Below are 12,901 nucleotides of genomic sequence, written 5' to 3'. Positions count from 1 at the left end.
CAAACGGAAACGATGTCAGAACGGCGTCTTGCGCCAGGAGTCTTTCGACTCCCGATGGCCGGACAGGCGTCTCAGTCATGGGCGTCTCCCTCCAGCAGCTTTCGCATTTCGGACTTCGCGTAGTGCAGGCGAGATTTGACAGTTCCGACGCTGCAGCCGATGACTTCGGCGATCTCAGACAACTCCAGCTCTTCAAGAAAGCGAAGCGTCAGCACCTCGCGGTGTGCGATGGACAAGTACGACAACGCGGCGTGGACCTGCTCCGCGTGTTCGAGCAGCTTCAGTTCGTTCCAGTCGCTCGATTCGGGAACTTCGACCGCGTCCTCGTTCCTCAGACTGACGGCCTCCCATCGGCGGACCTTCCGCAAATGACTCACCGCCACGTCGTGAGCAATTTTGTACAGCCAGACGCGAAAGGCCGAGGGGACTCGGACGGTATGGATCTTCAGAAAAACCCGAATCCAGATCTCCTGCAGGACATCCGAGCGATCGGCCCCGTTTCCCAGGATGCGATGAATGTAATACAGCAGCCGGCGTTCGTAGTGCGTCACCAGTTCCTGAAACGCCCCTTCGTCGCGAGTCTGGACACGCAGCAGCAGCAGCGTCTCGCGAATCGTTTCGATGTCACTGCTGCTCATGCCGGACATTCCCGCGGTCAGTCGCCAGTCTCCAGAGCATAGCCGCTCGCACGGTCCGAAAGGTTCAATTCCGCGATCTGAGTTTCTTCGATTCGGCCGATCGACCGACTCGCCGGGCCAGTGGCGGTCCCGCGCACGTTGCACGACGACGTGCCTATGACCATGCGAACTCCCTTCTCGCGTTTGCCACGCGGTCCATCTCCCGGAAAACTGGTCCCTCCAGGCGCTTTCTGCGCCCCTCGCCCCGGTAACCGCCATGCCGTTGGAGTGCATGGCGGCGTTCATTCGCATCGCATGCCACAGCAGCCACTCATGGAACGGCCGTGGCAAACGATGCGACGAACTCCGATCCGCCCCTCTTACCGATAGCCGCCGGAGATATAGAGCGTCTCGCCCGTCAGCCATCCGGAGTCCGCGGACGCCAGGAAGACGACCGCCGGGGCGATATCCTCCGGCTGCCCGATCCGGCCCAGCGGTGTCTGAGCTTCAATCTGTTTCCTGAAATCGCTCTCGGTGATGCCGGCGCCGTGGGTTCCCTCGGTCTCAATCATGCCGGGGTTGACGGCGTTCACGCGGATCTTGCGAGGTCCCAGTTCTTGCCCGAGCGACTTCGTGATGGCATTCACCGCGGCCTTGGTCGCGCTGTAGACGGCGGTGTTGGGCGGGGCGAGCGCCGCCGCCACGGAGCTGACATTGACGACGCTTCCCCCCTCCGCGCCGAAGTGCTTCACGGCTTCCTGAGTCGTCAGCAGCAGCCCCAGCACGTTCAGGTTGAACTGTTTGTGGAAATGCTCCGGCGTCACTTCCTCGATCGGGGCGAATTCGTAGATTCCGGCGTTGTTGACCAGGATGTCGACTTTTCCGAACGCTTGCTTCGACTCGGCGAAGAGACGTTCGATGTCGGCCGGCTGAGAAACGTCCGCCTGCACCGCGACCGCCCGCCCCCCCTGTTCGACGATTTTGCCGACGACTTTGTCGGCTCCCGTCTTGCTCGATGCATAGTTCACCACCACGGCCGCCCCTTCCGCCGCCAGGTGTTCGGCGATGGATGCGCCGATCCCCTTGGACGCCCCGGTCACCACCGCCACCCGCCCCGCCAGTTTCTGTGACATGATCGTTCCTTCCGAACCTGAGACTGTTTTATACCGACCGGTACATAATAGTTGCCGCCTCTGGACTGGCAAGGGGGAATTGTGTATTATTCGGTAAATAATTCGGAGGAACGGGAAATGGCCGCCGGACGCCCGCGGGAATTCGATCTCGACATCGCTCTCGACGCGGCGCTGAACGTCTTCTGGCGCAAGGGGTACGAAGGAGCCTCCCTTCCGGAGCTGACCGAGGCGATGGGGATCAACCGTCCCAGCCTCTACGCCGCCTTCGGCAACAAAGCCGCCCTGTTCCGCCGGGCCATCGACCGTTACGTTGAAGGTCCGGCGGCCCACGTCGCGACGGCTCTGGAGCAGCCGACGGCCCGCGAAGTCGTCCGACAGCTCTGGCTCGGGGGAATCGAACTGGTGACCAGCGCCGAAAATCCGCGCGGCTGTTTCCTGGTTCAAGCGGCTTTAGCGTGTGGCGCAGACTCGGAAGCGATCCGCAAGGAAGTCGCAAAGCGCCGGGGAACGCTGGTCACCGCGCTCCGCGAGCGATTTGAGCGGGCGGTCCAGGAGGGGGATCTGCCGTCGGACGCAGTCCCCGCCGACCTGGCGCTCTATGTGGCGACGGTCGCGCACGGCATGGCGGTGCAAGCGTCCGGTGGGGCGACGCGGGACGAGCTGATGCGCGTGGCGGAGATTGCGCTGCGGGCCTGGCCGGTCTGACAACCCGGATCAATCCCCGCCGTCACCGTCGCACCTGCCCGCTGTAGTTTCGGTCTTGCGACCCCCCCACAAACTGAAACGCGCAGAGCTTCGCCCGCTTGAGTACGAAGCGCGTCCGTCGAGCTTCGTCCCGAGAAAGTTCGCGCTCTGTCTTGACTCTACAGACATACCGCCTACAGTGGATTCGCCAATCTCTGAGCCGCCAGGATCGCTGGCCCGTCTGATCGAATCCTGACGAACCACTCCCTGAACGGGATCGTTGCCATGCTCGCGCGGTTTGCATTTTCCCTGTCGCTCGCAGTTCTGCTGCTCACCGGTCCGGAGGCCCGCTCCGCCGAGCCCCCCGCAACCGCGGCTCAATCGCGCGAAGCAGACGATTCCGCGCCAAAAGACGAGCAGGCCAAAGCCCGGCAGCAGTACATCCTGAAGGCTATGGAGAAATACTCCGTCGTCCTGGACGGCGATCCGTCCAGAACGGCGAAGCTGGATGCCAGCGCCATGCTGCGCTGGTCGAATCCGCTGGGGGACGTCGCCGACGGCCTGATGTCGGTCTACACGACCGGGCCGGACGAACGCCCCGCCGTGCTCTCCCACATTTACGTTCACGGCCCTGCCCTGAATGGGCTGGAGATGCAGGAGTTCGCCGATGTGCACCCCGGCAAGGTCGAGTTGTTTCGGGGGCAGCGCAAGGTCTGGTCTCCCGCCGAGCGCTACAGCCGATTTGAAACATTGAGCAACGCGCCTGTGCCGTCCGACAATCCGGCGCTTCGCTTCGCGCAGATCAAGAAGATGGCGGCGCGGTTCGAGATCATCGATGGATTTCGCGGGACGAACAACAAGGTCGAGCCGCAGCGATTGCGCATGCTGGCTCGGCCGACCTATCGTTACGGAAAGCCGGAAGGGCCGATCGTCGACGGGGCGCTCTTCACGTTCGTCGTGGCGACGGACCCCGAGGCCTGTCTGCTCGTCGAGATTCACCGGAGCGGCGACGCGACGAAGTGGCAGTACGCGGTCATCCCGATGACGATCTATTCGCTGGACGCCCAGCTCGACGGCCAGACCGTCTGGAAGAAGCCCGAAGCCTCAGTCTTCGGAAATCCGACGGCCCCGCACTACATCTCGTCCTACCGCGGCGATCCTGGCGAATCGTCGATCCGGGCATTGGTTCCGAGCCTGAATCCCTAGAAGGCGTCCGGAATCGGCCGGTATCGCCCGCGCGTCGAACTTCCGCTCAAACTCGATTCCACAACTCGTTCGGATTCAGGAGCCGCTCATGCGCCGCGCACTCGCACTGTGCTGTCAGTCCGGACTGCTGCTGACGTGCCTCTCGGCAACCGCCTTCCTGGCGGCAGACGAAGATCCGGCCGAGGAAAAAAGGGCCGCCGACAAGTCCAGCGCGTCGCGCTTGCGGGCGATTCGCGAGATCATGGGGCAGATCTCGATGAATTCGACGGACGGTGATGCGCCGAAGCTGGAGCTGAAGCCGGAACCTCTGCTCCGTTACAACGACGTGACCCGCGGGATTCTCGATTCCGTGGTGTTCCGCGTCGGGACGAAGGGGCGGCCGGTTGCGCTGATCAGCGCGGAACTTTACGGGAGGGAAGGCAGACACTTTCTCCTGAATCATGAGTTCGTGGCGCTCGACCAGCCGAAGCTGAAAATGAAGCGGGACGTCTTCATCTGGGAACCTCCCACCGGCCTGCTGACTCTGCAGGAGGTTCCTGCCGCCGAGCCGCCCGTTGTAAATCCGCGGCTGCGGCTGACTCAGATGCGCCGGATTGCGGAGCAATTCTCGGCCTCGCAGATGGTCGGGGCTTCGCGCATCGAGCTGCAGCGGATGGCGACGCCGCTGGATCGCTACACGCCGTCCGACCGACCCCAGGCCGACGGCTCTCTGTTTGCATTCGCCTGGGGCCTGAATCCCGAAGCCGTGCTGTTCGTGGAAACGGACGGCAAGAAGTGGTTCTATGGCTGGGCGCCTCTCACGTCGGCTCCGCTCGAAGCGAAACTCGGCGAGGCCGTCGTCTGGAGATGCCCGCGTCCGACGTCGCACGAAGACCGCCGAGCCGCATACACGTCGATTCACCGCCAACTCATCGTCCCCGACTATTTCGACGATGCTGCCGAAAAAGAGACTCGCGATTCCAGGAACCCCTGAACCGCGTCATCGACTTTCGAACGAAAACGATCGGCTGGCAGTTGGGGAGCATGAGAAACCACTTCCCAAACGGATCGACCGCGGATTCAATGGTCTCGTAAGGTCCCGATCCGGACGCCATCTCCCGGTGACTCCTGAGCAATTGCCCCCAAACGGCCGGCGGCAACGGGGGCGGGGCCAGAATTCGTTTCGGCGAGTTGCACGGTCAGTTATGATCGCCGCTCCGGAAATCGAATCATCGCAAGGCCGAAGTTCCGTGGTCCGCGGCCGGTTCGCAGAAACCCCAGTCCTCACGGGTCCAGGAGTCGCGTCATGCAGAAGTTCATTTCGCTCGGAGTTGCCGGCCTCTTCGCAATCTGTCTGAGTTGCGCGGCAACGCTGGCCGAAGATCGCGGCAAAGTCGAAGGAGCCGTCTGGCAATACGAGATGAGCCCCGTGAAGCGCGGCGCAGAGTCCCGCAAGGGACGCTTCCGTATCAACGGTACAGAGATCTTTCAGCCGCGCGACATGAAGCCCGTCAAGGTCGGCGCGATCCTCGACAAACCGAAGGACAAACCGGAGAAGGGCGACAAGGTCAGAGTGCAGTTTGACGCGCTCCGCGGCAGCGATCGGAAAGCGCTGAGCTGCAAAGGGCAGATCACCTTTAACTCGTTCGGCGAAGTCGAAGGCCGCCTGATCGATGCCGACGGCGTCCATTGGAATTTCAAAGCATCGCGAGTTCAGGAATAAGGCCGCCATTGCATCTGCGTCGCCCTGTAAGGCCGCCGGCACTTCAGATCGACGCCGTTGCGCCGATCAAGGGTCCTCGCCCCGTTCAGTTCGGAGTCACCGCATGCCGTTCCATACCGCACCACAGTCGCGACGCCGGTTCCTGGCACAGGGAGCCGCTGCCGTCGCCGGCTTGACCGTGCTTCGCAGCGGTTGGGGGGCCGAACCGGGCGCAAATCCCCATCTCGTCGCGCTGTTGTCCGATACGCATATCCCCGGTTCGCCGGAGGTGACCGCCCGCGACACGAATATGACGGCGAATCTACGGCAGGTCGTGCGCGAAGTGACGTCGCTGAAGATCAAGCCGTCGGCGGTCTTCATCAACGGCGACTGCGCCTACCTCAAGGGCCTGCCGACGGATTACGCGAACCTGGCGCAATGCATCGCACCGCTCGACGATGCCGGATTGCCGCTGCACGTGACGATGGGGAATCACGACGACCGCGGCCCGCTGTTTGCGGCGCTGCAGGCCGCGAAGCCCGAACGGCCGCTGCTGGAGTCAAAGCACGTCACGATTCTCGAGACGCCTCACGCCAACTGGTTCCTGCTGGATTCGCTGACGCAGGTCGACGTTGTGACGGGCGAAATCGGCGCGGAGCAGCGAAGCTGGCTCGCGAAGGCGCTGGCCGCGCGCCCCGACAAACCCACCCTGGTGATGGCCCATCATACGCCTCAATTCGAGGCCCCGCCGGAAGGCAAAGCCTGGGGCGGCATCAAGGACACGGCCGAGTTCATGGAACTTCTGGCCAGTCACAAGCAGGTCAAAGCGTTCCTGTTCGGACATTCGCACAACTGGTCGATAACCCGTCGGGGGGACCTGCAATTGATCAACTTGCCGCCGGTCGCCTACGTGTTCGAAGCGGGGAAGCCGAACGGCTGGGTTCTGGCGGAAGTCCGCGAAAACGGCCTGACCCTGGAGCTGCGGACGATCGATCCCGCCCACAAGCAGAACGGCGAACGGATTGAACTGGTATGGAGCTGATTGGAGCCGGCTGATCGGGGCGGCTTGCTCGCGACGGCTTCCGGAATCATCCTGCGAACATGAGACAGACCGGAGACGGACAAGCCTGCCTGTCCGTCTCCGGCATACTCAATCCATTCAGCCGCCGGCCTTGGCGGAGCCGACTACGCCAATATTGATGTAGGCGTGGACGTGTGGGGCGCCGCGGAAGTGCCAGACGAACGCCGGGCCTTCCACGCGCCAAATGTCCCACACCTTGTCGTTCTGCAGATCTCCCTGCTGGTAGAAGGCCATGTGCAGCTTGTCCAGGCCGCCGGTTGCCTTCAGGATCGCCATCGCTTCGTCAGCGTCTTCCTGGCGATACGGGGCCAGCAGCACCTTGAGAGTCTGCGTGACCAGCGCCTGCTGGTCGGCCGACAGTTCGCTGACGGCGATTCCCGGGAACTTTCCGGATTCCCCCTGCAGCGCGACGGCCGCTTCATTCGGCGCCTTGTCGACCAGGGCCTTCCCGGCTTGCTTCGCGTCCAGCGCGCGAAAGACCTCGTTGACCTGCGTGGTCTGATAGTGGAAGAGGTTGGCCTTCGGGTCTTCTTCGCCGTGCCCATAGACGATCGGACCGCCGAACGCCGCCTGGTCGACGCTGTTGCCGTCGGCCCGCAGCGTCAAATGCCGACCGGTCAGCTCCCACTCGAACGCCGACTTGCCCGGCTCGCCGAACACGGCCACGCTGTAGTCCTGAATGCCGCCGCTGTCATCGTCCATCTGCTTCGTCAGCAGCTCGTAGCCCTCGGCCGAGGTGACGTTGCGGACGATCTCGTCGATCAGTTTACGCTGGTCGGCGCTGTAGAAATCGTTGCCGATCGTCGGCTTCGTGATGTGCCAGTTGGCGTTGATCCGCTGACGGAGCGGGTCGCCGAACGGGAAGCAGATGGTCTTCTTCTGCGCGTCAGACAGCGACGCGTAAAACCGCCCGACGGTCGTCTCCGCAGCGCTCGAAGCCGTAGGAGCGGCATAGGCGCCGGGCATCAGCCAGGAACTGGCGGCCCCCGCCAGCGCGACTCCGCCGACCGACTTCAGAAAATCCCGACGATCGACGGGACCACAATCGGGACACGCGGGGGAATGGCGCTTCATGACAGTCTCCTGAGCTGAATCAACGTGAGGTCGCGGTCACAGTCGACGAGCGGTCTGACGAAAACGCTCCTCCACCCCGCCAGTCGACAATTGGCAAATATCGATCTTGTCGATTGCAGCTCAACCTGTCCAGACCCTCTCGTGCAAAACGCCGGGATCTGCGACGCCTGCGGTCGTTGTGAATTTACCCACGCAGGTGTCGGGGAGTCGTCTGATCTTTCCCTGAAACGGCTCAATGAGTACGTTACGTTGACTTCCGCAGCTTATCTCATCGTCCCCCCCTTCTCTTCCATGACCGGGACGTACAAGTCCCGCGGCCGAGGCGCAGTTCGTGTCAAACCTTCAAACGCACCACAGCGGGTTCGTCTCTCTCAATGCGACGCAATTCTGCGGTGCTGCGAACGATAACATCCTCAAACAGGTGGTCATCTTCGGAGTCGCAGCCGGAGGAATCTGGGCCGACGTGCTGGGAGAAGGGGGGCAGGCGATCGGGTCCCTCTGCCTGGCGGTCCCCTTCGTGCTGTTTTCCGGGTTCGCCGGGCAGTTCTCCGACCGCTTCAGCAAACGCGACGTCTGCGTCGCGGTGAAGGTCTGGGAAATTGCAATCGCCCTGGTCGCAATGGCCGGGTTGTGGCTGGTCAATCTCTGGCTGGTGCTCGGCAGCCTGTTTCTGATCGCCACGCAAAGCGCGTTCTTCGGCCCGGCGAAGTATGGAATTCTTCCGGAGATTCTCGACGAACGGAAACTGAGCCGTGCCAATGGCACGATCAACATGTTTACGTACATTGCGGTCATCCTTGGCTGCGCGGTTGGCGGACCGCTGTACGACGCCTATGCCCCGGATCCGGTTCAGTTTCCCGACGCCAAGCCCCTGCTCTGGCTCCCGGGGCTGGTGGTGCTGATCGTCGGCATCGTTGGGACCGCGACGTCCTTTGGAATTCCAAAACTCAAGGCCCAGAATCCCGGCTTGAAGATCCAGATGCGGCTGTTTCAGCCGTACATCGAAACATGGCGGGAGATCGCCGGCACGCCGCTCGCCCAGGTCATGGCGGCCTGGTCGTTCTTCTATTTCATCGTCGGGGGGGTCGCGATGCTGATCCTGCCGGACTACAAAGCCCTGCTGCAGATCAGCGCGACGCAGACCGCCGGCCTGATGGCCGTGCTGGGCGTCGCCATCGGCATCGGCGACTTTGTGGCCGGCCGGGTTTCCGGGCACGCCGTCCGACCTGGCCTGATCGCTCTCGGGTCCGTCGGTACCACGCTGATGTACTTCGTCCTCGGCATTCTTCCTCTGAACTTTCCCCTGGTGGCCATCGGACTGGCTGTCACCGGCTTTCTGGCGGGCTTCTACATGGTGCCGCTGCAGACGATGACGCAGGTTCTCTCCACCGAAGAGCAGCGAGGAAGAGTCCTGGGGCTCTGGAGCTGCCTCTCGTTCGTGGCGATCATTCTGGGGAATGTGCTGTTTCTGGCTGTGAAGCGAACCGGGATGCCCTCCAATCGCGTCTTTCTCGTCTGCGGCCTGCTCGGCCTGATCTGCACAGCGCTGTACTACATGAAGTGGCAGCGGACGTTCGAGTCGGCGTTGCGGTTGCACTCCAGCGCTCCGCCTGATTCCGAACTGGAGATGGAACCGGAGCTCCCCCCCACGGCGGCGCTGTAAATGAGTCGACATTGCTTTCCGACTTCAGGGGTGCACAAAACGTCAACGCATCGGCAACGGGTATTGCGAGGCGATGATCGAACCGCTATGAACAGGGTTTCGATCAGGGTTTTTCCGGTCCAGCCGGGAGTTAAGGGATGCCGGATCCAGTGCCTGTAAAGATCCCGCAGCCCATCAGCCGCCGGGTTGCGCTCCAGACGGGGGCCGGCAGCCTGCTGGCTGTCGGAGCAAATCGCTTTGCGACGCTCCAGGCCGGGGAACGATCTCAATCCCTGCGACGGTCGCCGGCAAAATCGGTGATTTACCTCTTCTTGTCGGGCGGCCTGTCCCAGCACGACAGCTTCGACATGAAGCCCGACGCCCCGGACAATATCCGGGGAGAATTCCGTCCGATCGCCACACGGACTCCCGGCCTGCAGATCTGCGAGCATCTCCCGCTGCTGGCGCAACGCAGCCACCTCTGGTCGCTCTGCCGGTCGCTGTCGCATCCGACCAACGATCACTCGGCCGGGCATATGATCATGCTGACCGGCCGGACGCTGCTCCCCCCCGGATTTGATCCGACGTCGCCAAAATCCTCCGATTGGCCCTCAATCGCGGCCGTGGCAGGTGCGACGACCGCCCCCCGGAATCAATTGCCGCCGGCGGTCGTGCTGCCCGAGCGGCTGATTCACTACTCGCGCCGCGTGCTGCCGGGGCAGTTCGGCGGAGAGATGGGGCCGCATCGGGATCCCTGGTTCATCGAAGCCGCTCCCTACGATCCGTACTGTTACGGAGCCTATCCCGACTACGCCTTCGACCATCAGGATCGACCGGGGGTTTTCGGCGGCCAGCGTGCATTTCAGATTCCAGACCTGACGCTGCGCGAAGGCGTGTCGACAGATCGCTTCGACCGACGGCTGGCGCTCCTCAGGGATGTCGAACAGCAGCGCGGCCGTCACGGCCTGACCGGCGCGTCGGATTCGTTTGACCGATCGCGGCGGAGCGCCGTTTCGCTCCTCGCGGACCCGAGCGTCAAGAAGATCCTTGATGTCCGAAACGAGCGCCCCGAGACGCTCGAACGTTATGGCCGGAATTCGTTCGGCTGGTCCATGCTGATGGCCCGCAACCTGGTGGCGGCAGGCGTCAATTTCGTTCAGGTCAATCTGGGGAACAACGAAACCTGGGATACGCACGGAGAAGCATTCCCGCATCTCAAGGACAAGCTGTTCCCCCCCACCGACCGGGCGCTCGCGGCCTTGCTGGACGACCTGCAGGAAACCGGTCTGCTCGACAGCACTTTGATCGTCATGGCCGGAGAATTCGGCAGGACCCCGAAGGTGACGCACCTGCCGCAGCACTACAAGCTGCCGGGCCGCGACCACTGGGGCGCCGTGCAGACGGTCTTCTTCGCCGGCGGCGGCACGCAGGGAGGTCGCATCGTCGGGGCCTCCGATGCCATCGGCGCGTTCCCCGCCAGCGACCTGCAGAAGCCCGAAAACATGGCCGCAACGATGTACGCGGCCCTCGGCCTCCCCGACACTACCGTCTGGTACGACGATCTCAATCGTCCGCATCACATTTACGATGCGGCCCCGATCGCAGGGCTGTTCTGACGTTTCCGAGCTTGTTTCGGGCCGTCGACCGGAGTTTCCGGCGTGTCCGCCGGGTGCTGCCGGCCGCCGCGGACGGATCGGATCTCGGCTGGCGAATGGCAAGCAACTTGGCCGAAGTCGGAGGCGTCCTTTCATTCGCGTCGCCGGGAGAGTAGAACGGTTGCCTCAAGTTCGGCAGCATTTCTGCAACGGTCAGGTTTCGTGGGACGACCAGCCGGCGTCGCTGAATTTCGAGGAGTCTGCAGCCATGATCGTCTCCGAGAGTGCGTCGCTGACGACTCTGATTGCCGGCGTCGGCGGCCAGGGAGTGGTTCTGGCCGGCGGGGTTCTGGCCCAGGCGGCGCTGCTGTCCGGGTACGACGTCCGCCAGAGCGAAATGCACGGTCTGAGTCAGCGGTTTGGCAGCGTATCGAGCCAGATCCGCATCGGGAAAGGGCTGTACTCCCCGCATCGCGGCCACGGAGCCGTCGACCTGCTGGTGTCGCTGGAGGGTTACGAGGCCTTCAAGCAGTTGCCATTCCTGCGTGCCGAGGGGACGGCGCTGGTCAACCGCCTGTGGCGCAAGCCAATTCCCGCAAAACCAACCGCCAGTGTCGAGCTGCCGGAGCTGGACGATCCGCGAGTGGTCTGGTTCGCCGGAACAGAGCTGACGCAGCAGGCCGAATGCCCCCGCAGCCTGAACTTCTTCATGCTCGGCGTCCTGTCGACGCGGTTGGACATCGACGAAGCCCACTGGCACGAGGCGATTGAGACCTCGACTTCAAAGGGGGGGCGGGACGTCAATCACGAAATGTTCGTCGCGGGGCGTCGGAAAGCTCTGTGACCGGATGACTGGCCGGACACGGCGACCGTTTTCCGGGACGCAGCGGCTGTTCGTTGCCGTTTCTTAAGAAATCGGTCACTCTGTCGTCGGAAAACTTCGCAGACCTCCCGGGATGATCAATGTCGGTCGACCGCCAACCCCAAAAATTCGGCTCTCCGCAGGGGATTTTCAGCATCTGGCAGGGGATGGACGTTCCGACCTGGATTCGCCTGCTGGCGGGGCGCCCGCCGGTGCATGTGCGGCAGACCTTGCGGCTGGCGCTGGTTTCAGGGATGAGCGTCAGCAATTCGGTCCTGAAGCTGGTCGAATATCTGGCGTACGGCGCCGAATTGCGACGCTACGAACTCGAGCAGCCGCCGGTCTTCATTCTGGGGCACTGGCGCAGCGGCACCACCCTCCTGCACGAATTGCTGTCCCACGATCCGCGGCTGATCTGCCCGAATCTCTACCAGATCCTCTCGCCGCATCATTGCCTGCTGACCGAGCCGATCGTGGCGCCCCTGACGCGGTGGATGCTGCCGAAGACCCGCCCGATGGACAATATCCGGGTCGCCTGGGATGCGCCGCAGGAAGACGAAACCGCCCTCTGCAATCTGACGGCCATGTCGCCGTACATGATGCTGGCCTACCAGGGCCAGCGGGAGAAGTACGAGCGGTTTTTCGAACTGCAGGATCTGACGCCCGCCGAGCGCGAGCGCTGGAAGAAGGCCTTTGTCACCTTCTTAAAAAAGGTTGCGCTCCGGAGCAGGAAGAACGCCCATGGCGCTCCGACGCCGGGACAGCGTCTGCTGCTGAAGTCCCCCACGCATACTTACCGGATCCGGCTGCTGCTGGAGCTCTTTCCGCAGGCGAAGTTCATTCACATCGTCCGCAACCCGTACGATGTCTTCAATTCGTCCCTGTACCTGCGCGAACGGCTGTTCGAGTCGAATTCGCTCGGCCGCCCGCGCCACGAAGGGGCCGAGGAAGACGTCTGCGTCATGTACGATCACCTGTTCCGAGTGTTTGAAGCAGACCGGCATCTGGTGCCGCCGGATCAGTTCCACGAACTCCGATTCGAAGACCTGGAGCTGGATCCGATCGGGGAGCTGAGAAAGCTTTACGAGCAGTTGGAGTTTGACGGCTTCGAATCGCTGGAAACGAAGCTGCGCGGCCAACTCGACTCACACCGGAAATTCCGCAAGAACCAGTTCGAAATGGACGAAGCGCTCAAACGCCGCATCTATACGCGCTGGCGGGGCGCCTTCGAGCGATACGATTATCCGAGCGGTCTGCCGGAGACCTCTTCGGCGGACTGCAGCCCGGCGGCGAGTTCGAAGACGCTGGAGCAGGTGCAATAGTCGT

General features: G+C 62.9%; 12 protein-coding genes. 9 read left to right on the top strand and 3 right to left on the bottom strand.

Annotated features, from left to right (window positions below):
- Nucleotides 1-71: 71 nt before the first annotated feature.
- Together SH412_RS13820 and SH412_RS13815 are read right to left on the bottom strand one after the other, a co-directional pair.
- Nucleotides 72-638, bottom strand: coding sequence for an RNA polymerase sigma factor (locus SH412_RS13820; RefSeq protein ID WP_336524102.1), 567 nt, complete (start codon nucleotides 636-638; stop codon nucleotides 72-74).
- Nucleotides 639-997: 359 nt separating this feature from the next.
- On the bottom strand, nucleotides 998-1,750 hold the full coding sequence (locus SH412_RS13815) for an SDR family NAD(P)-dependent oxidoreductase (RefSeq protein ID WP_336524101.1): 753 nt from the start codon (nucleotides 1,748-1,750) through the stop codon (nucleotides 998-1,000).
- A 117-nt stretch (nucleotides 1,751-1,867) separates the two neighbouring features.
- On the opposite strand from SH412_RS13815, the gene SH412_RS13810 reads away from it, so the two are divergent.
- From SH412_RS13810 to SH412_RS13790, 5 genes are all read left to right on the top strand, one after another.
- The gene (locus SH412_RS13810) at nucleotides 1,868-2,455 is read left to right on the top strand and encodes a TetR/AcrR family transcriptional regulator (RefSeq protein WP_336524100.1); all 588 of its coding nucleotides are present in this window, start codon (nucleotides 1,868-1,870) and stop codon (nucleotides 2,453-2,455) included.
- A 264-nt stretch (nucleotides 2,456-2,719) separates the two neighbouring features.
- Nucleotides 2,720-3,640, top strand: coding sequence for a hypothetical protein (locus SH412_RS13805; protein WP_336524099.1), 921 nt, complete (start codon nucleotides 2,720-2,722; stop codon nucleotides 3,638-3,640).
- Between the two features lie 88 nt (nucleotides 3,641-3,728).
- Complete coding sequence (locus SH412_RS13800; RefSeq protein WP_336524098.1) at nucleotides 3,729-4,613, top strand: hypothetical protein; 885 nt, start codon at nucleotides 3,729-3,731, stop codon at nucleotides 4,611-4,613.
- A gap of 312 nt (nucleotides 4,614-4,925) precedes the next feature.
- Nucleotides 4,926-5,342, top strand: coding sequence for a hypothetical protein (locus SH412_RS13795; protein ID WP_336524097.1), 417 nt, complete (start codon nucleotides 4,926-4,928; stop codon nucleotides 5,340-5,342).
- 103 nt (nucleotides 5,343-5,445) lie between these two features.
- Complete coding sequence (locus SH412_RS13790) at nucleotides 5,446-6,363, top strand: metallophosphoesterase family protein (protein WP_336524096.1); 918 nt, start codon at nucleotides 5,446-5,448, stop codon at nucleotides 6,361-6,363.
- A 117-nt stretch (nucleotides 6,364-6,480) separates the two neighbouring features.
- Here SH412_RS13790 and SH412_RS13785 read toward each other — a convergent pair whose 3' ends face one another.
- Nucleotides 6,481-7,476, bottom strand: coding sequence for a DUF3500 domain-containing protein (locus SH412_RS13785; protein ID WP_336524095.1), 996 nt, complete (start codon nucleotides 7,474-7,476; stop codon nucleotides 6,481-6,483).
- 331 nt (nucleotides 7,477-7,807) lie between these two features.
- Here SH412_RS13785 and SH412_RS13780 point away from each other — a divergent pair, with 331 nt between their 5' ends.
- The 4 genes from SH412_RS13780 (at nucleotide 7,808) to SH412_RS13765 (ending at nucleotide 12,897) form a co-directional block, all read left to right on the top strand.
- Nucleotides 7,808-9,139: an MFS transporter gene (locus SH412_RS13780; protein WP_336524094.1), complete on the top strand. Its 1,332-nt coding sequence runs from the start codon at nucleotides 7,808-7,810 to the stop codon at nucleotides 9,137-9,139.
- A gap of 137 nt (nucleotides 9,140-9,276) precedes the next feature.
- On the top strand, nucleotides 9,277-10,734 hold the full coding sequence (locus tag SH412_RS13775; protein ID WP_336524093.1) for a DUF1501 domain-containing protein: 1,458 nt from the start codon (nucleotides 9,277-9,279) through the stop codon (nucleotides 10,732-10,734).
- A 247-nt stretch (nucleotides 10,735-10,981) separates the two neighbouring features.
- Nucleotides 10,982-11,557 carry an indolepyruvate oxidoreductase subunit beta gene (locus tag SH412_RS13770; RefSeq protein WP_336524092.1) on the top strand — a complete coding sequence of 192 codons (576 nt, stop codon included), beginning with the start codon at nucleotides 10,982-10,984 and terminating at the stop codon, nucleotides 11,555-11,557.
- A 119-nt stretch (nucleotides 11,558-11,676) separates the two neighbouring features.
- Complete coding sequence (locus SH412_RS13765) at nucleotides 11,677-12,897, top strand: sulfotransferase family protein (protein WP_336524091.1); 1,221 nt, start codon at nucleotides 11,677-11,679, stop codon at nucleotides 12,895-12,897.
- Nucleotides 12,898-12,901: the final 4 nt, after the last annotated feature.

It is taken from the genome of Planctellipticum variicoloris, from assembly GCF_030622045.1.
Taxonomy (GTDB): domain Bacteria; phylum Planctomycetota; class Planctomycetia; order Planctomycetales; family Planctomycetaceae; genus Planctellipticum; species Planctellipticum variicoloris.
This window is presented reverse-complemented; position numbering and strand designations above follow the sequence as displayed.